Source organism: Actinoplanes sp. M2I2, assembly GCF_023544445.1.
GTDB lineage: Bacteria > Actinomycetota > Actinomycetes > Mycobacteriales > Micromonosporaceae > Actinoplanes.
The window spans coordinates 29,966-49,354 of record NZ_JALPVJ010000027.1; the positions used below are offsets into that span (position 1 = coordinate 29,966).

Consider the following 19,389-nt stretch of genomic DNA (forward strand, 5'->3'; position numbering starts at 1 on the left):
AATTTTCATGGCAACCATCGAGCACTGGATCGGCGGGGAGTTCACCCCGGGCCGGTCTCAGCGCAGAGGCCCCGTCTTCAACCCGGCCACCGGCCGCGAGCAGCACGAGGTCGTGCTGGCCACCGAGGCCGACGTCGACACGGCGGTGACCGCGGCCCGGATCGCCTTCGAGTCCTGGAGCCAGGCCTCGCTGAGCAAGCGCACCAAGATCATGTTCAACTTCCGCGAGCTGGTCAACGCCCGGGTCAAGGAGATCGCCGAGCTCGTCTCGGACGAGCACGGCAAGGTCCTCTCCGACGCGGCCGGCGAGGTGCAGCGCGGCCTCGAGGTGATCGAGTTCGCCTGCGGCATCCCGCAACTGCTCAAGGGCGAGTACAGCGACCAGGCGTCGACCGGCGTGGACATGTTCAGCTTCCGTGAGCCGCTGGGGGTGTGCGCCGGCATCACGCCGTTCAACTTCCCGGCCATGGTGCCGATGTGGATGTACCCGGTGGCGATCGCGTGCGGCAACACCTTCGTGCTCAAGCCGAGCGAGCGGGACCCGTCGGCGTCCAACTACATCGCCGGGCTGTTCCAGGAGGCCGGGCTGCCGGACGGCGTCTTCAACGTCGTGCACGGCGACAAGACGGCCGTCGACGCGCTGCTGCGCCACCCGGACGTGGCCGCGGTGTCGTTCGTGGGGTCGACGCCGATCGCGCGCTACATCTTCGAGCAGGGCAACGCGCACGGCAAACGGGTGCAGGCGCTGGGCGGGGCCAAGAACCACGCGATCATCCTGCCCGACGCCGACCTCGAGTACGCGGCCGATCACCTGACCGCGGCGGCGTTCGGCTCGGCCGGCGAGCGGTGCATGGCCATCTCGGCCGCGGTGGCTGTCGGCGGGGCCGGCGACGCGCTGGTCGACCTGGTCAACCGCAAGGCCGGCGACGTCGTGGTCGGCGGCGGCCGCGACCCGCGCAGCGAGATGGGACCGGTCGTGACGGCGGCGGCCAAGCAGCGCATCGAAAGTCTGATCGACAGCGGCGAGGCGTCGGGCGCCAAGGTGACGGTCGACGGGCGCGGCCTGCGGGTGCCGGGTTACGAGGACGGCTTCTTCGTCGGACCCACCGTGCTCGATCAGGTCGACCCGTCGATGGAGGTCTACCGCGAGGAGATCTTCGGGCCGGTGCTCTCGGTCGTCCGGGCCGACACGGTCGACGCGGCCATCGAGCTGATCAACAGCAACCCGTACGGGAACGGCACGGCCATCTTCACCAGCAGCGGCGAGGCGGCCCGGCGGTTCCAGCGCGGTGTCAAGGTCGGCATGATCGGCATCAACGTGCCCATCCCGGTCCCGATGGCCTACTACTCCTTCGGTGGCTGGAAGGACTCGCTGTTCGGCGACAAGCACGTGCACGGACCCGAGGGCGTCTCGTTCTACACCCGCGCCAAGGTGGTCACCGCGCGATGGCCGCACGTCTCCCACGCGTACGACGCCTCTCTGCACTTCCCGACGGCCAGCTGATCTCTGGAGCCCGCACATGGACATTCGTCACCTGCAACTCGGAAGCTGCCCGGACTCGTGGGGCGTCTGGTTCGCCGACGACCCCCGGCAGACCCCGTGGAACCGTTTCCTGGACGAGATGGTCGCGTCCGGCTACTCCTGGCTGGAGCTCGGGCCGTACGGCTATCTGCCCACCGACGCCGCGCAACTCGGCGACGAGCTGGCCGCGCGGAACCTCAGCGTCGCCGGCGGCACGGTGGCCGGCGCGGGCGGTCCGCACAAGAACTTCGACGCGGTGCTGGCCGAGACGCGCAAGGTCGCGGAACTGACGGCCGCGGTCGGCGGCAAGAACGTCGTCTTCGTCCCCGTGCCGGGCTATCGCGACGACGTGACCAACGCCTACCTCGAGGCCGCCGAGCTCGACGCCGACGCCTGGCAGGCCCTGGTCCGCAACAGCAACACGCTGGGCCGGGTCCTGCTCGAGGAGTACGGGGTCCACATGCGCTTCCACCCGCACGCGGACTACCAGGTGGAGACGCAGGCGCAGACCGAGCGTTTCCTGCAGGACACCGACCCCCGCTACGTCTCGCTCTGCCTCGACACCGGGCATCTGGCCTACCGCAAGGCCGACGTGCCGGGCATCATCCGGGCCTACCCTGATCGCATCGGCTATGTGCACATCAAGCAGATGGACCCCGTGATCGCCGAACGCGCCGTCAAGGAGGACCTGGCCTTCGGCAAGGCCGTCGCCCAGGGCGCGAGCGTCGAGCCGCCGGCGGGCGAGCCGGACGTGCCGGCCGTGCTGGACGCCCTGAGCGAGCTCGACGCCGAACTGTTCGTCGTCGTCGAACAGGACATGTATCCCGTCGACTTCGACGTGCCGCTGCCCATCGCCCAGCGCACCCGCACCTATCTGAACTCCGTCGGCCTCCACTCCCGGGCCGCCGCCGACAGTCCCCGTCCAGCCCTAGGAGAGACGATATGACCGCTCGGACACGAACCTTCCGGATGCTCGCCGCAGGCGCGGCGGTGCTGCTCGGCGCCGCCGCGTGCAGCGGTGGCGGCCGTGAGAAGACGGACGAGGCCGACTCGGGCGGCGGCAACGCGGCCGGGAGCTCGGGTTTCACGATCGCCTTCATCACGCATGAGACCCCCGGCGACACCTTCTGGGACAAGGTCAAGAACGGAGCGCAGCAGGCCGCCAAGGACACCGGCGTCACGCTCAAGTACTCCAACGACCCCGAGGCGCCCAAGCAGGCCGTGCTGATCCAGAACGCGGTCGACTCCAAGGTCAACGGCATCGCCACCACGCTGGTCACCCCGGACGCGCTGGCCGGCTCGGTCAAGGCCGCGACCGACGCGGGCATCCCGGTGGTCGGCTTCAACTCCGGCCTCGACCAGTACCAGAAGCTCGGGGCGCTGATGTACTTCGGTTCCGACGAGACGCTCGCCGGGACGACCGCGGGCAAGCGGCTCGCCGAGCAGGGCGCCAAGCACCCGCTCTGCGTGATCCAGCAGACCGGTTCGGTGGCCCTCGAGGCCCGCTGCGCCGGCGTGAAGAGCGCGGTTCCCGGCACCGAGAACATCCAGGTCAACGGGGCCGACGACGCGGCCGTGACCACGACGCTGCAGTCCAAGCTGACGCAGGACAAGTCGATCGACGCGATCGTGACGCTGGGCGCCCCGCAGGCCCTCGACGCGATCAAGGCCAAGGAGCAGGCCGGCAGCGAGGCCAAGCTGGTCACCTTCGACCTCAACGAGCAGGCCGCGCAGGAGATCAAGGACGGCAACATCGTCTTCTCGATCGACCAGCAGCCGTACGTCCAGGGCTACATGGCCGTGACGTCGCTCTACCTGAACCTGAAGAACGGCAACGACATCGGCGGTGGCAAGGCGGTGCTCACCGGCCCGTCCTTCGTGGACACGTCGAACATCGAAAAGATCATTCCGTTCACCAAGAACAACACGCGGTAGCGGGGGCGACGTCATGAGTCAGACGATCGAGGCCGCGCCCACCCCGGCGCCGTCGCCCCAGCCGTCCGGTCAGGTGCGCCCGGGCCTGCCCAGCCGCCTGCTGGGCCGTCCCGAGATCGGCGCCCTCGTCGCGGCGATCATCATCTTCATCTTCTTCCTGGCGCTCGCGCCGTCGTTCCGCTCGGCCGAGTCGTTCTTCACCGTCCTCTACCAGTCCTCCGTGATCGGCATCGTCGCGGTCGGGGTCGGCCTGCTGATGATCGGCGGCGAGTTCGACCTGTCGGCCGGGGTCATCGTCTACACCGCCGGCCTGGCGGCCTCGATGTTCTGCTGGTATTTCGGCGTCAACCTGTGGGTCGGCGCGCTGCTGTCGCTGGCGTTCTGCCTGCTGATCGGCTTCCTCAACGGCTATCTGGTGATGCGGACCGGCATCCCCAGCTTCCTCATCACGCTGGGCACCTTCTTCGTCCTGCAGGGCGCGAACCTCGGCGTCACCAAGCTCGTCACCGAGACCGTCTCCTCGCCCGACATCAGCCGGATCGCCGGGTTCGACTCGCTCGGCGCGGTCTTCTCGTCCAGCTTCAAGATCGGGCCGGTCACGGTCTGGACGTCGGTGCTGTGGTGGATCCTGTTCGTCGCGGTCGCCGCCTGGACTCTGCAGCGCACCCGGATCGGCAACTGGATCTTCGCGGTCGGCGGCAACCCGGACAGCGCCCGCGCGGTCGGGGTGCCCGTGGTCCGTACGAAGATCGGGCTCTTCATGGTCGTGTCGTTCCTGGGCTGGTTCGTCGGCATGCACCAGCTCTTCCGGTTCAACACGCTGCAGGCCGGCGGTGGCGTCGGCAACGAGTTCCTCTACATCATCGCCGCGGTGGTGGGCGGCACGCTGCTCACCGGCGGCTTCGGCAACGCGATCGGCGTCGCGATCGGCGCGTTCATCTTCGGCATGACCAGCCTCGGCATCATCTACGCGGGCTGGGACCCGAACTGGTTCAAGGCCTTCCTCGGCGTGATGCTCCTGCTCGCCGTGCTGGTCAACCTGTACGTGAAGAAGATGTCCACCGCACGGAAGGTGGGATAGGCGATGACCGACACCCTGGCCTCGCACGCCGACCACGAGCTCAACCGCGGCGAGCCGCTCATCGAGATGGACGACGTCGGCAAGTCCTACGGCGCCATCCGGGCCCTGCGCGGCATCAACCTGCGGGTCAACGCGGGCGAGGTGACCTGCGTGCTCGGCGACAACGGCGCCGGCAAGTCCACCCTCATCAAGATCATGTCGGGCCTGCACCCGCACAACGACGGCAGCCTGCGCGTCGACGGCAAGGAGGTGTCGTTCTCGTCCCCGCGCGAGGCCCTGTCCCACGGCATCGCCACCGTCTACCAGGACCTGGCCGTGGTGTCGCTGATGGAGGTGTGGCGCAACTTCTTCCTCGGCTCCGAGCTGACCGCCGGCAAGTACCCGCTGGCCGGTCTCAAGGTCAAGAAGATGAAGGAGATCGCCGACGCCGAACTGCGCAAGATGGGCATCGTCGTCAAGGACATCAACCAGCCCATCGGTACGCTCTCCGGTGGTCAGCGCCAGTGCGTGGCGATCGCCCGGGCCGTCTATTTCGGCGCGCGCGTGCTCATCCTGGACGAGCCGACCGCGGCCCTCGGCGTCAAGCAGTCCGGGGTGGTGCTCAAGTACGTCGCGGCGGCCCGCGACGCCGGGCTGGGCGTCGTCTTCATCACCCACAACCCGCACCACGCCTACCTGGTCGGCGACCACTTCGTGATCCTCAAGCTGGGCGCGACCACGCTGGACAAGACCCGTGCGCAGGTCAGCCTGGACGAGCTGACCCGGCAGATGGCCGGTGGCGACGAGCTCACCGAGCTGTCCCACGAGCTGAAGCGGTGACGCGGATGCTTCAGGTCGGCGTCATCGGCACCGGGATGATCGGGCAGGACCACATCCGGCGCATGACCTCGGTGCTGGCCGGGGTGCGGGTCACGGCGGTGTCCGACGTGGACATGGCCGTGGCCGCCTCGGCCGGCGCGCGGGTCGGCGCCCCCGCCTTCGAGTCGGGCGAGGCGCTCATCGAGGACCCCTCGGTCGACGCGGTCGTGGTCTGCTCGTGGGGGCCGACCCACGAGCAGTACGTGCTGGCCGCGATTGCCGCGGGCAAGCCGGTCTTCTGCGAGAAGCCGCTGGCCACCACGCAGGAGGCGTGCCTGCGCATCATCGAGGCGGAGGCGGCCCACGGCGGCCGGCTCGTGCAGGTCGGCTACATGCGGCGCTACGACGCGTCGTACCGGGCTCTCAAGGCGGTGCTCGGCACGGGCCAGATCGGGGCGCCGCTGATGATGCACTGCGCCCACCGCAACGCGAGCGTGCCCGGCTTCTACGAGAAGGAAATGGCGATCACGGACACCGCGGTGCACGAGATCGACATGGTCCGCTGGATGTTCGACGACGAGATCACGGCGGTGCGCGTCCTGACGCCGCGCCGCAGCAGCCTCGGCGGTCAGCTGCAGGACCCGTTGATGCTGCTGTTCGAGCTGTCCTCCGGGGTGCTGGTCGACGTCGAGACCTCGGTCAACATCCGGTACGGCTACGACATCCGGGGAGAGATCGTGGGGGAGGAGGGGACGGCGTCGCTGGGCTCGCAGAGTCCCGTGCACGTGCGGCGGGCCGGGCTGTCCTCCGATCTGGTGCCGGCCGACTGGCGGGAGCGCTTCCTGCAGGCGTACGACGTCGAGTTCCAGGAGTGGATCGACGCGCTGCGCGCCACCGGGCAGCCCGCCGGCCCCTCGGCCTGGGACGGCTACGCGGCCGCCGCGGTGTCCGACGCGGGCGTCGCGGCGTTACGAACAGGCGAACGCATCCCGGTGGTGCTGACCGAGCGCCCCAAGCTGTACGCCGCGGAGGTCGCCGCATGAAGATCGCCCTCGACCCCTACATGCTGCGCCGGGTCCCGTTGCTCGAGTTGCCCCGGACGGTGGCCGGCCTGGGCTACCACCACATCGAACTCTCGCCGCGCGACGACTTCCTGCCCTTCTTCCTCCATCCGCGGGTCGACAAGGCCGGGGTGGCGGCGTTCCGCAAGGCCCTGACCGAGGCGGAAGTCACCGTGGCGTCGGTGCTGCCGCTCTACCGGTGGTCGGGCCCGGACGAGGACGAGCGGCAGGCGGCCGTCCGCTACTGGAAGCGGGCCATCGAGATCACCGTCGACCTCGGTGTGGACGTCATGAACTCGGAATTCAACGGCCGCCCGGAGCACGCGGCCGAAAGCGAGGCCCAGTTCTGGCGCTCGATGGAAGAGTTGCTGCCCGTCTTCGAGCGGGAAGGCGTCCGCCTGGTCCTCGAACCACACCCCGACGACTTCATCGAGGACGGCATCGAGGCGGTCAACCTGATCCGCGGCATCAACAGCGACCTGGTCTCGTTCCTCTACTGCTGCCCGCACACGTTCCACCAGGGCGGCAACCTGGCCGAGATCATCCGCTACGCCGGCCCGCTGCTCACCCAGCTGCACCTGGCCGACTCGTTCGACTTCCGCGCCTCGTCGGGCCTGCGCTACATCGTCAACCCGCCCGGCTCGGCCGCCCGCATCCACCAGCACCTCGACATCGGTCAGGGCGAAGTCGACTGGGACCTGTTCTTCACGACCCTGGCCGACGTCGGGTTCGACGGCATCGCCACCGTCTGCGTCTTCGCCTGGGAGGAACGGGCCGAGGACAGCGCCCGCTTCAACCTGTCCGAGATCACCCGATACACCGAGAAGATCGCCACCTGACGCCCTCCGATCCACCGCGGCCAGGCCCACTCGGACCTGGCCGCCGTGGTCGGAGGTGCTGCGGGACTCTCGGCCGCGCCGCACCCGCTGTGGCCGACCCGCGCGGATTGTGCTGAGCCCCCGCTCGCTGTGGCCCGATCCGCGCGGGTTGTGCTGAGCCTCGCTCGCTGTGGCCCGACCCGCTCGGGTTGTCCGGCGGCGCGGCGGTCAGGTGAGGGCGAGCCGGCGACCGAGAGCGCCGACGTCGACCGGCCCGTCGGTGGTCACCCGCACGACGGCGCCCAGCGCCAGTGGCTCGGCCCGGGCCGCCCACGTGGGCCACGACTCCGTCAGGTGCCGCTGATCCTCGTAGAAGGCGGGCCGATTCCGGCGGACGTAGCGTTCCCGAGCAACCTCAGCCGGCACGTCACACCACACCTCGACCACCTCGCGCGCGCCCGCGCGCAGCAGACCGGCCCGGGCGTATTCAAGATCCCGCGGCCGGAACCACCAGGACTCCAGCAGCACGGCGCCATCGACGGCGGCGGCCAGCGTCCACAGGGTCTCCGACGCCGCACGCCCGAGAGCAGCGGCCGGAACCCGCGGGGCGACCACCGCCAGCGCCTCCTTGAGCGCGTCCTTCGACATCAGCGGCACCCCGGTGGCGTCGGCCAACGCGCTCGCGAGCGTCGACTTCCCCGAACCCGGCAGCCCGTTGATCAGAATGACGCGCTCGGCCACACCACGATCATGCCAACCGCCCGCCCTCCTCCCCGTCCGGCAGGAGCTCCGCGAAGCGGTTGAGGTAGAGCGGCCAGCCCTGGTCGTTGCCGAGTTCGTCGATGAGCGACTCCCACCCGGGACCGTGGCGATCGAGGAGGCGGTGTTCGAGCTCGACCCGCGTGACGCCGGGAGCCTCGGCGATGAACCGGACCTCGACCTCGCTGGTGTTCGCGAGGTCCTTCTCGAGCTCCCACTGCACGCCGATGTCCCAGCTGAAGACGATGCGGTTCGGCGGCTCGTAGGCCAGGATGCGCGCCCAGGCACACTCGGTGCCGTCCTCAGCGCGGTCGTAGATGCGCCCGCCCACCCGCGGCTCGAGCACCGTCTCGGCGATCGGTGAGCTCATCAGGTTGTGGTCGCGGGGCTTGATGTCCCCGAACTGCCGCGTGAACACCTCGAACGCCCGCTCCAGCGGCGCCCGCACGACAACCTGCCGCTGAACCGCCTCGGTTGCTGCCTCAGTCACGACTCCTCCTCGTCCTCTTGTCCGACGATCTCTTGAAAGCCCTGCAGGGTCCGCTTCCAGAACATGTCGAGCTGGTCGCGAAGCGCGGACACCCCGGCGGGATTGAGCCGGTAGACCCGTCGCGTGCCCGCCGCCTCGTCGTCGACGAGCCCGGCGTCCTTGAGCACGCGCAGGTGCTGCGACACCGCCGGCCGGCTGATCGGCAGCTCGTCGGCCAGCTCGCCGACCGCACGAGGCCGCACAGCCAGGCATTCCACGATGGCGCGCCGGCTCGGATCGCCCAGAATCTCCCACCCGTCGGGCTCTCGGTAAGTGACCACGAACCGTAAGCTACGACTTACCGAGCCACCCCGTCAACCCCGGACACCACGGCTCGAGGAGTGCGCAGGCGGTCAGATGCCGGCCTTGCGACCGGCGGCGATCAAGTTCTCGGCGGCCAGGCGCAGGCCCTCGATCTGGTCGAGTTCGGTGTCCTCGTGTTCGATGTTGACGGCCATGTCGGGGTCGATCTCGTGCAGCGCCTGCAGGAACGGCACCCAGAAGTCGTCGCCGTGGCCGCGGCCGACGGCCACGAACTGCCAGGCGGGCTTCTCGGGCCACTGATTGAGCGTGTTGTCGCCGCCGAGGCTGAGCGGGTTGCGGTCGGCCGGGGTGCGGGTGAAGCGGTCGTCGAGCACACCGAAGAGGCGGTTGTTCTCCTCGTTGATGCGGGTGTCCTTGGCCGCGGCGTGGAAAACCCGGTCGCCCAGATGCCTGATCGCGGCCACCGGGTCGATGCCTTGCCAGAACAGGTGGCTCGGGTCCATCTCGGCGCCGACGTGGGTGGCGTCGGTCTGCTCGATCAGACGCAGCAGCGTGGGCGGGTTGAAGACCAGGTTCTGCGGGTGCATCTCGATGCACACCTTGACGTCGGCGTCGGCGGCCCGGGCCTGGATGTCGCGCCAGAACGGGACGGCCACCTCCTGCCACTGGTAGTCCAGGACGTCGAGGAACTGGCTGTCCCAGGGGTTCACCACCCAGTTGGCCACGGCGGCGCGCGCGTCGCTGCCGGGCAGGCCCGACATGGTGACCACCCGTTTCACGCCGAGCAGGGCGGCCAGCTCGATGCTGCGCCGCAGATCGTCGGCGTGCCGGGGGCCGACGCGGGGGTCGGGGTTGAGCGGGTTGCCGTTGCAGTTCAGGCCGGTGAGGGTGATGCCGGCCTGGGCGTAGCGGCCCAGGTAGTCCTCACGGGCGCCGGCGCTGACGAGCAGGTCGTCGATGGGAATGTGCGGCGCGGCGATGAAGCCGCCCGTGTTGATCTCGGCGCTGGTCAGACCGAGCTCGCCGAGGATCTTGAGAGTTTCGTCGAGGGAGCGGTCGTGCAGGCAGGCCGTGTAGGCACCGAGGCGCATGGCAGTCCTCTCAGAGGTGGGACGGTTGGTCGGTGGCCGACACGACGGCTTCCAGGACGCGCAGGTTGTGCAGGCCGTGGGCCAGGTCGGGGCAGGGCGGCAGACCTTTGGCGCCGGCGATCTGATCGAGGAACGCGCGGGCCTGGTAGACGAAGAAGTCGTTCTGGCCGTGACCGACCGTGGGGAAGTCCATCGGCAGACCGCGGGCCACATAGGGATGCCACGGTCCGATGAACACGGTGCGGGCGCCGTTGACGGACACCTCGGGGCCGTCGTCGATGATGCTGAACTCGGCCGGGCGGGTCATGTCGAACGAGGCGGTGCCCCGCTCGCAGAACAGGTCGACGCGCAGTGTGTTGGCGTGGCCGAAAGCGACCCGGGACAGGGAGAAGGTGCCGACGGCTCCACTCGCGTAGCTGGTCGTGAAGGTGCACACGTCCTCGTTCTCGACCGGGACGAGCTCGTCGCTCACCTGGACACCGCCGGCGTGACCCACGGCGACGCCCAGCGCCCGGGGTCGTTCGCGCACCAGCGTGGCCATCGTCGTGCCGCGGACCCCGCTGGTCGGGCCGCAGAAGAACTCCGCCAGATCGGTCAGGTGGCTGCCGATGTCGGCCAGCACTCCCGAGCCGGGCCCACCCTGATAGCGCCAGCTCATCGGGCGCCGGGGATCGAAGCCGTAGTCGCACCAGTAGTTGCCGACGAACTGGCGCACGGGGCCGAGAGCGCCCTCGACCTGCTCCTTCATGGCGTTGAGCGCGGGGGAGCGGCGGAAGGTGAAGCCGACCGCGCCGACCTGGCCGGGAGCCGCGGCGGCCGCGGCGGCCATCGCCTCGCCGTCGGTGACGCTCGGTGCCAGGGGTTTCTCGCAGAGGACGTGCTTGCCGGCGGCCAGCGCGGCCTCGACGACCTCGCGGTGCAGGCTGTTGGCCACGGCGACGCTCACGGCGTCGACGTCGGGCGCCTCGATGACCGCACGCCAGTCGCTCTCGGCCCGGGCGTAGCCGTAGCGCGCCGCGGCGTCGGCGGCGAACGGCTCATGGAGGTCGGCGATGGCGACCAGGCGCGGGGCGGGCTGATCCAGGCCGAAGACGGTGGCGGCCTGACGGTAGGCGTTGGCATGCGCACGGCCGACCATGCCGGCGCCGATCACGGCGACTCCAACTGTCATAGCGACCTGCCTCAGGTGAGGGATGCGCTCTTTAAAGCGCTTTAAGACCCCTGTACTATCGATGTTGATCTCGCTGGGTGTCAAGGCGTGCACGAGGAGTGATTCGGTGGATCAGCGACCGCGACTGTCCGACGTGGCCGCCCGGGTCGGCGTCTCACCGGCGTCGGTCTCGCTCGTGCTGCGCGGCGCTCCCGGCCCCAGCGCCGAGACCCGTGAGCGCGTGCTCGCGGCCGCCGCCGAGCTGGGCTATCGGGCCGACCGCACGGCCAGCCTGCTCGCCCGGCGCCGGCGGCACCTGCTCGGCCTGCTGCTCGACGTGCGCAACCCGTTCCACGCCGAGCTGGCCGAGGAGATCCACGTCCAGGCCGACCGGGCGGGCTACGAGGTGGTGCTGTCGACGCTGACCCGCGACCGCGACGAGCCCCGGGCCATCGAGACCCTGCTCGACTTCCGCTGCGAGGCGCTGCTCCTGCTCGGCCCGGACGCGTCGGCCGACGAGCTGGGCAAGCTCGCCGGGCAGGTTCCGTGCGTGGTGGTCGGCCGGATGGTGCGCGGCGCCGACGTCGACGTGGTGCGCCCGGCCGACGACGTCGGTGTCGACGCCGCGCTCGACCATCTGATCGGTCTCGGACACTCCCGGATCGCCTTCGTCGACGGTGGCCGGGGCGCGGTGGCCGCCGCCCGGCGCCAGGGCTATCGGCGGGCGATGCGCCGGGCCGGCCTGCCCGCGCACGTGCTGCCCGGCGACCACACCGAGGAGGGCGGCATACGGACAGGGCGCCGGCTCGCCGCCGAGGGCGAGCTGCCCACCGCCGTGGTCACCTCCAACGATCGCCTCGCGGTGGGCCTGATGGACGCGTTCGTCCGGGCCGGCATCGACGTCCCGGGCCGGGTGTCGGTGGTCGGCTACGACGACAGCACGCTGGCTCACCTGGCCCACATCGACCTGACCTCGGTCAATCAGGACGCTCCGGCGCAGGCGCGCGAGGCCGTGCTGGCCGCCGTCTCCCGCCTCGACGGCGGTCGCACGATGGCGAGCGAGATCGTGCTCGTCCCGCGATTGATCGTGCGAGGCAGCACCGCCCCGCCGGAAGATGTCGTACCCCTGGAGCAGAGTCCGCCGTGACCGACGAGAGGGGGTCCAGGGTGAGAGTCGAATCCTGATGGCCGGCTCCGGCCGGGGGCCGGTAGCATCATCGGCGCGAGGCGCTGATGGGGACGAGTACGGTCGCACGCAGCCTGGAGCGACCCGGGGACGGTGGAAGCCCGGGGGCGTGCGCGATCGGAAGATCACCCCGGAGCCGTCGGAGGAAAGGTCGCGCGAGCGGCTGAGTAGAACCGACTGCAACCACTTCGAGTGGACCGTGGCCGATGACGCCGCGGTCAAAGAGGGTGGTACCGCGGGGCCTTCGTGACCTCGTCCCTCTGTTGATGACGTACACGTACGACACGTCCGACGGAGGAACTCCTTGTACAGCCAGGTGCCCGCGCAGGTCGACCTGCCCGCGCTCGACCACGACGTCCTGCGTTTCTGGCAGGAGAAGCACATCTTCGCGCGCACCCTCGAGCAGTCCGCGGGCCGCCCCGAGTGGGTGTTCTACGAGGGCCCGCCCACCGCCAACGGCATGCCCGGCGCCCACCACATCGAGGCCCGCGTCTTCAAGGACGTCTTTCCGCGCTACCGCACGATGAAGGGCTTCCACGTCGCCCGCAAGGCCGGCTGGGACTGCCACGGCCTGCCGGTCGAGCTCGCCGTCGAGAAGGAGCTCGGCTTCAGCGGCAAGCCCGACATCGAGGCGTACGGGGTGGCGGCCTTCAACGACCGCTGCCGCGCGTCCGTCACCCGGCACACCGACGCGTTCGCCGAACTGACCGAGCGCATGGGCTACTGGGTCGACATGGACGACGCCTACCGCACGATGGACCCCGACTACATCCAGTCGGTCTGGTGGTCGCTCAAGCAGATCTTCGACAAGGGTCTGCTCGTCGAGGACTTCCGGGTCGCGCCGTGGTGCCCGCGCGACCAGACCACCCTCTCCGACCACGAGCTGGCCCAGGGCTACGAGACCGACGTCGACCCGGCGGTCTACGTCCGCTTCCCGCTCACCTCCGGCCCGCTCGCCGGTGAGGCCTCGCTGCTGGTCTGGACGACCACGCCGTGGACCCTGGTCTCCAACACCGCCGTCGCGGTCAACCCCGACGTCACATACGTCGTGGCCACCGACGGAAAGGAACGGCTCGTCGTGGCCGAGCCGCTGATGGGCCAGGCGCTGGGGGACGAGTGGCACGCGACCGGCGACTCGTTCACCGGCAAGCAGCTCGAGCGGTGGACCTACCGCCCCCCGTTCGACCTGGTCGAGGTGCCGGACGCGCACATCGTCATCCTGGCCGGCTACGTCACCACCGAAAGCGGCACCGGCCTGGTGCACCAGTCACCCGCGTTCGGCGCGGACGACCTGGCCAGCTGCCGGGCCTACGGGCTGCCCATGGTCAACCCGGTGTTGCGCGACGGCACGTTCGAGCCGGAGCTCCCGCTGGTCGGCGGTCTTTTCTTCCGTACGGCGAACGAGCCGCTCGTCGAGGAGCTGCGGCGCACCGGCCTGTTGTTCCGTCTCGACCCGTACGAGCACCAGTACCCGCACTGCTGGCGCTGCCACACCGCGCTGATCTACTACGCCCAGCCCTCGTGGTACGTGCGGACCACGGCCGTCCGCGACCGGATGCTGCGCGAGAACGAGAAGACGACCTGGCAGCCCGAGACCGTCAAGCACGGCCGCTACGGCGACTGGCTGACCAACAACGTCGACTGGGCGCTGTCGCGCAACCGCTACTGGGGCACCCCGCTGCCCATCTGGCGGTGCGACGACGGCCACCTGACCTGCATCGGCTCGCTCGCCGAGCTGGGTGAACGGGCCGGCCGCGACCTGTCCGGGCTCGACCCGCACCGCCCCTACATCGACGAGGTCACCTTCGACTGCCCGCAGTGCGCCCGGACGGCGACCCGCGTCCCGGAGGTCATCGACGCCTGGTACGACTCGGGTTCCATGCCGTTCGCCCAGTTCGGCTACCCGTACAAGAACAAGGAGCTCTTCGAGAAGCGCTTCCCGGCGCAGTTCATCTCCGAGGCGATCGACCAGACCCGCGGCTGGTTCTACACGTTGATGGCGGTCAGCACGCTGGTGTTCGACCGCTCGTCCTACGAGACCGTCGTCTGCCTGGGCCACATCCTCGCCGAGGACGGGCGCAAGATGTCCAAGCACCTCGGCAACATCCTCGAGCCGATCCCGCTGATGGACACGCACGGCGCCGACGCGGTCCGCTGGTTCATGGCCTGCGTCGGCTCGCCCTGGTCGGCCCGCCGGGTCGGCCCCACCACGCTGCAGGAGGTCGTGCGCAAGACCCTGCTGACCTACTGGAACACGGTCGCCTTCCAGGCGCTCTACGGCCGGGCCGCGGGCTGGGCCCCGTCCGCCGCCGATCCGGCCCCGGCCGACCGTCCGCTGCTCGACCGCTGGGTCCTCTCCGAGCTCAACCTCCTGGTCGGCAAGGTCGACGCCGCGTTCGCGGCCTTCGACACCCAGGAGGCGGGCCGCCTGCTCGCCGGCTTCGTCGACGACCTGTCCAACTGGTACGTGCGCCGCAGCCGCCGCCGCTTCTGGCGCGGTGACCCGGCCGCGCTGGCGACCCTGCACGAGGCCCTGCGCACGGTGACCCTGCTGATGGCGCCGCTCACGCCGTTCGTCACCGAGCGCGTCTGGGGCGACCTGGTCGCCGCGGTCGACCCGGACGCGACCGAGTCCGTGCATCTGGCCGCGTTCCCCACGCCCGACGAGTCGCTGGTCGACCCGGTCCTGTCGAAGCAGATGGCGCTGGTCCGCCGGCTCGTCGAGCTGGGCCGGGCGGCCCGCGCCGAGTCGGGCCAGAAGGTGCGCCAGCCGCTGTCCCGCGCCCTGGCCTCAGCCGCCGGCTTCGACGACCTGCCGGCCGATCTGCTCGCCGAGATCGCCGCCGAGCTCAACGTCGGCGAGGTCGGCCCGGTGGCCGGCTCGTTCGTCGACACGACGGCCAAGGCCAACTTCCGGACGCTGGGCCGGCGCTTCGGCAAGAAGGTGCAGCTCGTCGCCCAGGCGATCGCCGCCGCCGACGCCGCCGAGCTCAAGGAGGCGCTGCGCGCGTCCGGGACGGCGTCGCTCGAGGTCGACGGGGAGCCGGTCGCTCTCGGCCCCGACGAGGTCGTCATCACCGAGACCCCGCGGGCCGGCTGGGCGGTGTCGTCCGATGCGGGCGCCACCGTGGCCCTCGACCTCTCGCTGACCCCGGAGCTGCGCCGGGCCGGCATCGCGCGCGACGCCGTGCGCCAGATCCAGGAGGCCCGCAAGGCCAGCGGCCTCGAGGTGTCCGACCGCATCGAGCTGCGCTGGTCGGCCGAGGGCGAGACGGCGCGGGCGATGACCGAGCACGCGGGTCTGGTCGCCGACGAGGTCCTCGCCACGTCCTACGAGTCCGGCGCGGCGACGTGGCCCGACGCCCGCGAGTTCACCGACGAGTCGATCGGGCTGACGTTCGGGCTGCGCAAGGCGGAGTGACTCACCGGGCCGGCCGGGCGGCTCCCGACGACTCTCGAGGGTGTCGTCGCCCGGCCGGTCACCGGGGGGACCCGTCTGGGAGGGGGTCAGCGGCAGCGGAGCAGGCCCGCTTGGGCCTTGGCCTGCAGGACGTGGCGGGCGGCGTCGTCGACGCGGGCGCGGAACGACTGATCAGTTTCGGCCTTGTCGATGAGGGCGCCGGCCATGGGGGCGGCGTCGGAAGGCACGATCGTGAGCACCAGGTCGCCGCCGGCGGCGACGAAGCGTACGGCTCGCTGAGCGGGTGGGTAGGCGGTGACCGCCCGCGCGGCGCCCAGGTCGTCGGAGACCACCAGGCCGCGGAACCCGATCCTCTCGCGCAGCAGACCGGTGATCACCGGCTTGGAGAAGGCGGCGACCGCGCTGGGATCGATCTTCGGATAGCGGGCCGACGAGATCATCACGGCGGCCGAGCCGGACGTGATCCCGGCCTTGAACGGGGCCAGATACGGGTCGTCGACCGTGGCGACAGTGTCGGTGGCGCCGGTGGAGACGTCGGTGTTGACCCGGACACGGCCCAGGCCCGGGAAGTGCTTCAAGGTGGTGAGGACCCCGGCGTCCTGCGACGCGGGCACGACCGTGCGGATGGCCGCGGCGACACGGGCCGGGTCGGAGCCGAACTCGCGGCGGAAGGCCCCGATCGGCGGGTTGCCGGTGCCGATGTTCGTGGGCACCGTGTCGGCCACCGGCGCGAGGTTGAGATTCACACCGATGCCTTTGAGGCGACGGGCGCTGTCACGAGTGGTGTCGCGCAGCGTCGCGGCCGGGCCCGCGCCGAGCCGGTAGGCCGACGCCAGCCTCGGGAAGTCCGGGCCCTTGAGCGTCTGCACGCTGCCGCCCTCCTGGTCGACGGCCACCAGCATCGGCAGGGCCGCGTTCCTCTGCAGCGCGGCGACGTCCGACTTGAGCTGGGCGGCGCGGTGGGTGCTGCGGCCGCGCAGGAAGACGCCGCCCAGGTGATAGCGGCGGACGGTGTCGCCGAGACCGCTGGGCGCGTTCACCGCGGCGCCGATCATGAGCAGCTGACCGACCCGCTCGGGCAGGTCCAGGCCCTCGAGAGTCGTGCTGACGCAGTCGGCCGGCGGTGCCGAGGACGGCCCGGCCGACGGGACGGCGGACGGCGGGACGGCCGACGGGACGTCGCTGGGAACGGGCGCGCCGGAGGAGGGCGCGGGGGCCGCCTCGGGTGCGTCGTCGGTGGTGCACGAGCTCACCGAGCCGGCCAGGGTGATCGCGACCGCGACGGCGGCCAGGCTTCGCTTCATCGGCGATCACGCTAGCCAATCGGGGCGGACACGCAACCGGGCGTGCCCCGTTGGTGAACGCCTTGGGGAGATGTTGTGATCAGTCCTGCGGGTGGGCCCGCAGACCCTCGAAGGCCAGCGTGGTCACGGCGTCGGCGATCGACTCGGCGCCGCCGGGGCGAGGGCGATACCACTCGGTGAGCGAGTTGACCATGCCGAGGAGCAGGCGGGCGGCCGTGGCCGGATCGACATCGGGGCGTACGCCGCCCTCCGCCTGGGCCTGCTTGACCAGCTCGGTGACCAGGATGTCGAACTCGCGCCGCCGGTCGAGCGCGTGCTGCTCGACCTCGGTGTTGCCGCGCACGCGCAGCAGGACGGTGACGTACTCGAACCGGTCGGACAGCACGATCACGCTGCGGCGGATCAACTGCACGAGCCTTTCCAGGGCCGGTACGTCGAGGGCCCGCACCTCGTCGGCCGCCTCGAAGAGGCCGTCGAGTGCCCGGTCCATCGCCATCTGAAGGAGCTGTTCCTTGCCGCTGATGTGGTGGTACACGCTCGATTTGGTGATTCCGAGGGCCACGGCGATGTCGAACATGCTGGTGTAGTCGTAGCCGCGCTCGTTGAACAGCCGCACGGCGGCGGCCAGCACGGCATCCTGGTCATGCCCGGGACGCCCGCGCCGGCGGGGTTCTCCCGCGCGGCTTTCTCGGGGGCGGCGCTCCTGTGGAGGTGCCATTGTCTCTCCCGGGGCTTGATTACCGACCGACCGGACGGTAGATAATAATGGCACGCGAGCGCAAGGGAGCGCAGGATGACCACCCCCGCCGGGTTCTACGAGACGCATGCCGAGCTGCTCGACCAGGCTGTCCGGGCGACGACCGCCCGCGACTACTGGTCGGCCTTCCCCGAGTCGCCGAGCAAGTCGGTCTACGGCGAGCAGGCCGCCCCCGACGGCGAGCGCGCGTTCCAGGCGCTGCTGGGCCGGCCGTTCCCGATCGAGGTGCCCGGCGCCGTCGGCACCGTCTCCACCGAGCGATCCCCCTGGGGTCTCGAGCTGGGCGTCAGTTATCCCAAGGCTGATCCCCTCGCCCTGGTCGCCGCTGCTCGCGCCGCCACCCCGGCCTGGCGCGCGGTCGGTCCGCAGGGTCGCGCCGGCGTCGCCGTCGAGATCATCAAGCGCATCAACGCCCGCTCCTTCGAGCTGGCCCACGCGGTGCAGCACACCACCGGCCAGGCGTTCGTGATGGCCTTCCAGGCCGGTGGGCCGCACGCTCAGGACCGCGCGCTCGAGGCCGTGGCCTACGCGCTGGCCGCCACCACCCGCATCCCGGCCACCTCCGAGTGGAGCAAGCCGCAGCGGGGCGGTGACGCCCTGCGCCTGGCCAAGACGAGCACGGTCGTGGGCCGCGGCGTCGGCCTCGTGATCGGCTGCACCACGTTCCCGACCTGGAACAGCTATCCCGGTCTGTTCGCCAGCCTGGTGACCGGCAACCCGGTGATCGTCAAGCCGCACCCGGGCGCCGTCCTGCCGCTGGCCATCACCGTGCAGATCTGCCGCGAGGTGCTCGCCGAGGCCGGCCAGGGCCCCGACCTGGTGACCCTGGCCGCCGAGGAGCCGGGCGACGGTGTCGCCGCCACGCTGGCCACCCACCCCGACGTCCGCATCGTCGACTTCACCGGTTCGAGCGAGTTCGGCAACTGGCTGGAGGCGAACGCGCGCCAGGCCGTCGTCTACACCGAGAAGGCCGGTCTCAACACGGTCGTCGTCGACTCCACGGACGACTACAAGGGTCTGCTGCGCAACCTGGCGTTCTCGCTCTCCCTCTACAGCGGCCAGATGTGCACCACCCCGCAGAACATCCTGGTCCCGCTGGCCGGCATCGAGACCGACGCCGGGCACCGCAGCGCCGACGAGTTCGGCGCCGACCTCTCCGCCGCGCTCGACAAGCTGCTCGGCGACCCGGCCCGTGCCGCCGGCACGCTCGGCGCGATCGCCAACGACAGCGTCCTGGCCCGGCTCACCGAGGCCGACAACGCGGCCAGCGTCATCCACCCGACCACCGCCGTGACCGACGAGCACCATCCGGGCGCCACGATCCGCACGCCGGTCGTCGTCCGGCTCGACGCCGCCGACGAGAAGGCGTACACCCGGGAGTGGTTCGGCCCGGTCTCCTTCGTCATCGCCACCGATTCGACCGAGCACAGCCTGCGCATCCTGGTCGAGACCGTCCGGGCCCACGGCGCGCTCACCGCTCTGGTCCACTCGACGAGCCCCGAGGTTCTCGCAGCCGCGCGCGAGGCCGCGCTCGACGCGGGCGTGCACCTGGCCGAGAACCTCACCGGCGGGGTCTTCGTCAACCAGACCGCCGCGTTCAGCGATCTGCACGGCTCCGGCGCCAACCCGGCCGCGACCGCCTCGCTGACCGACGACTACTTCGTCACCGGCCGGTTCTTCACCCTCCAGTCCCGTCACCACGTCTGAGCTCCG

At 70.6% G+C, this 19,389-nt stretch carries 17 protein-coding genes; 10 read left to right on the plus strand and 7 right to left on the minus strand.

The window, feature by feature from the left end:
• The first annotated feature begins 7 nt into the window (after positions 1 to 7).
• Genes HJC40_RS38430 through HJC40_RS38460 form a run of 7 tightly spaced genes read left to right on the plus strand, consistent with a single transcriptional unit; the run spans position 8 to position 7,236 of the window.
• Complete coding sequence (locus tag HJC40_RS38430; protein ID WP_250008486.1) at positions 8 to 1,504, plus strand: CoA-acylating methylmalonate-semialdehyde dehydrogenase; 1,497 nt, start codon at positions 8 to 10, stop codon at positions 1,502 to 1,504.
• A 16-nt stretch (positions 1,505 to 1,520) separates the two neighbouring features.
• Complete coding sequence (locus HJC40_RS38435; RefSeq protein ID WP_250008488.1) at positions 1,521 to 2,468, plus strand: TIM barrel protein; 948 nt, start codon at positions 1,521 to 1,523, stop codon at positions 2,466 to 2,468.
• A complete protein-coding gene (locus HJC40_RS38440; protein ID WP_250008489.1) occupies positions 2,465 to 3,457 on the plus strand; it encodes a sugar ABC transporter substrate-binding protein in 993 nt (330 codons plus the stop codon). The genes HJC40_RS38435 and HJC40_RS38440 overlap by 4 nt, the downstream gene beginning before the upstream one ends.
• A gap of 13 nt (positions 3,458 to 3,470) precedes the next feature.
• Complete coding sequence (locus HJC40_RS38445) at positions 3,471 to 4,538, plus strand: ABC transporter permease (protein ID WP_250008490.1); 1,068 nt, start codon at positions 3,471 to 3,473, stop codon at positions 4,536 to 4,538.
• A gap of 3 nt (positions 4,539 to 4,541) precedes the next feature.
• On the plus strand, positions 4,542 to 5,357 hold the full coding sequence (locus HJC40_RS38450; protein ID WP_250008491.1) for an ATP-binding cassette domain-containing protein: 816 nt from the start codon (positions 4,542 to 4,544) through the stop codon (positions 5,355 to 5,357).
• Positions 5,358 to 5,362: 5 nt separating this feature from the next.
• Positions 5,363 to 6,379 (plus strand): Gfo/Idh/MocA family protein, encoded by a 1,017-nt coding sequence (locus HJC40_RS38455; protein ID WP_250008589.1) that lies wholly within the window; start codon positions 5,363 to 5,365, stop codon positions 6,377 to 6,379.
• Positions 6,376 to 7,236 (plus strand): sugar phosphate isomerase/epimerase, encoded by an 861-nt coding sequence (locus HJC40_RS38460; RefSeq protein ID WP_250008492.1) that lies wholly within the window; start codon positions 6,376 to 6,378, stop codon positions 7,234 to 7,236. The genes HJC40_RS38455 and HJC40_RS38460 overlap by 4 nt, the downstream gene beginning before the upstream one ends.
• 207 nt (positions 7,237 to 7,443) lie before the next feature.
• Here HJC40_RS38460 and HJC40_RS38465 read toward each other — a convergent pair whose 3' ends face one another.
• From HJC40_RS38465 to HJC40_RS38485, 5 genes are all read right to left on the minus strand, one after another.
• Positions 7,444 to 7,956 (minus strand): AAA family ATPase, encoded by a 513-nt coding sequence (locus HJC40_RS38465; protein WP_250008494.1) that lies wholly within the window; start codon positions 7,954 to 7,956, stop codon positions 7,444 to 7,446.
• Between the two features lie 7 nt (positions 7,957 to 7,963).
• The gene (locus HJC40_RS38470) at positions 7,964 to 8,464 is read right to left on the minus strand and encodes an SRPBCC family protein (protein ID WP_250008495.1); all 501 of its coding nucleotides are present in this window, start codon (positions 8,462 to 8,464) and stop codon (positions 7,964 to 7,966) included.
• Entirely contained in the window at positions 8,461 to 8,784 is a 324-nt protein-coding gene (locus tag HJC40_RS38475; RefSeq protein ID WP_250008496.1) for a metalloregulator ArsR/SmtB family transcription factor, read from the minus strand. The genes HJC40_RS38470 and HJC40_RS38475 overlap by 4 nt, the downstream gene beginning before the upstream one ends.
• Before the next feature lie 72 nt (positions 8,785 to 8,856).
• Positions 8,857 to 9,858 (minus strand): sugar phosphate isomerase/epimerase, encoded by a 1,002-nt coding sequence (locus tag HJC40_RS38480; protein ID WP_250008497.1) that lies wholly within the window; start codon positions 9,856 to 9,858, stop codon positions 8,857 to 8,859.
• A 10-nt stretch (positions 9,859 to 9,868) separates the two neighbouring features.
• Positions 9,869 to 11,029: a Gfo/Idh/MocA family protein gene (locus HJC40_RS38485; RefSeq protein ID WP_250008498.1), complete on the minus strand. Its 1,161-nt coding sequence runs from the start codon at positions 11,027 to 11,029 to the stop codon at positions 9,869 to 9,871.
• 106 nt (positions 11,030 to 11,135) lie between these two features.
• Between HJC40_RS38485 and HJC40_RS38490 the strand changes: the two genes are divergently transcribed.
• A complete protein-coding gene (locus HJC40_RS38490) occupies positions 11,136 to 12,155 on the plus strand; it encodes a LacI family DNA-binding transcriptional regulator (RefSeq protein ID WP_250008499.1) in 1,020 nt (339 codons plus the stop codon).
• A 343-nt stretch (positions 12,156 to 12,498) separates the two neighbouring features.
• Positions 12,499 to 15,615 carry an isoleucine--tRNA ligase gene (gene ileS / locus HJC40_RS38495; protein WP_250008500.1) on the plus strand — a complete coding sequence of 1,039 codons (3,117 nt, stop codon included), beginning with the start codon at positions 12,499 to 12,501 and terminating at the stop codon, positions 15,613 to 15,615.
• Positions 15,616 to 15,701: 86 nt separating this feature from the next.
• Here ileS and HJC40_RS38500 read toward each other — a convergent pair whose 3' ends face one another.
• Together HJC40_RS38500 and HJC40_RS38505 are read right to left on the minus strand one after the other, a co-directional pair.
• Complete coding sequence (locus HJC40_RS38500; RefSeq protein WP_250008501.1) at positions 15,702 to 16,919, minus strand: glycoside hydrolase family 3 N-terminal domain-containing protein; 1,218 nt, start codon at positions 16,917 to 16,919, stop codon at positions 15,702 to 15,704.
• Between the two features lie 79 nt (positions 16,920 to 16,998).
• A complete protein-coding gene (locus HJC40_RS38505; protein ID WP_250008502.1) occupies positions 16,999 to 17,637 on the minus strand; it encodes a TetR/AcrR family transcriptional regulator in 639 nt (212 codons plus the stop codon).
• Positions 17,638 to 17,712: 75 nt separating this feature from the next.
• Here HJC40_RS38505 and paaN point away from each other — a divergent pair, with 75 nt between their 5' ends.
• The gene (gene paaN, locus HJC40_RS38510; protein WP_250008503.1) at positions 17,713 to 19,383 is read left to right on the plus strand and encodes a phenylacetic acid degradation protein PaaN; all 1,671 of its coding nucleotides are present in this window, start codon (positions 17,713 to 17,715) and stop codon (positions 19,381 to 19,383) included.
• Positions 19,384 to 19,389: the final 6 nt, after the last annotated feature.

Excerpts from the sequence above, each read along its gene's own strand:
- HJC40_RS38430 (WP_250008486.1), top strand. The coding sequence starts at position 8 with ATGGCAACCATCGAGCACTGGATCGGCGGGGAGTTCACCCCGGGCCGG.
- HJC40_RS38435 (WP_250008488.1), top strand. The coding sequence starts at position 1,521 with ATGGACATTCGTCACCTGCAACTCGGAAGCTGCCCGGACTCGTGGGGC.
- HJC40_RS38440 (WP_250008489.1), top strand. The coding sequence starts at position 2,465 with ATGACCGCTCGGACACGAACCTTCCGGATGCTCGCCGCAGGCGCGGCG.
- HJC40_RS38445 (WP_250008490.1), top strand. The coding sequence starts at position 3,471 with ATGAGTCAGACGATCGAGGCCGCGCCCACCCCGGCGCCGTCGCCCCAG.
- HJC40_RS38450 (WP_250008491.1), top strand. The coding sequence starts at position 4,542 with ATGACCGACACCCTGGCCTCGCACGCCGACCACGAGCTCAACCGCGGC.
- HJC40_RS38455 (WP_250008589.1), top strand. The coding sequence starts at position 5,363 with ATGCTTCAGGTCGGCGTCATCGGCACCGGGATGATCGGGCAGGACCAC.
- HJC40_RS38460 (WP_250008492.1), top strand. The coding sequence starts at position 6,376 with ATGAAGATCGCCCTCGACCCCTACATGCTGCGCCGGGTCCCGTTGCTC.
- HJC40_RS38480 (WP_250008497.1), bottom strand. The coding sequence starts at position 9,858 with ATGCGCCTCGGTGCCTACACGGCCTGCCTGCACGACCGCTCCCTCGAC.
- HJC40_RS38485 (WP_250008498.1), bottom strand. The coding sequence starts at position 11,029 with ATGACAGTTGGAGTCGCCGTGATCGGCGCCGGCATGGTCGGCCGTGCG.
- HJC40_RS38500 (WP_250008501.1), bottom strand. The coding sequence starts at position 16,919 with ATGAAGCGAAGCCTGGCCGCCGTCGCGGTCGCGATCACCCTGGCCGGC.
- HJC40_RS38505 (WP_250008502.1), bottom strand. The coding sequence starts at position 17,637 with ATGGCACCTCCACAGGAGCGCCGCCCCCGAGAAAGCCGCGCGGGAGAA.
- paaN (WP_250008503.1), top strand. The coding sequence starts at position 17,713 with ATGACCACCCCCGCCGGGTTCTACGAGACGCATGCCGAGCTGCTCGAC.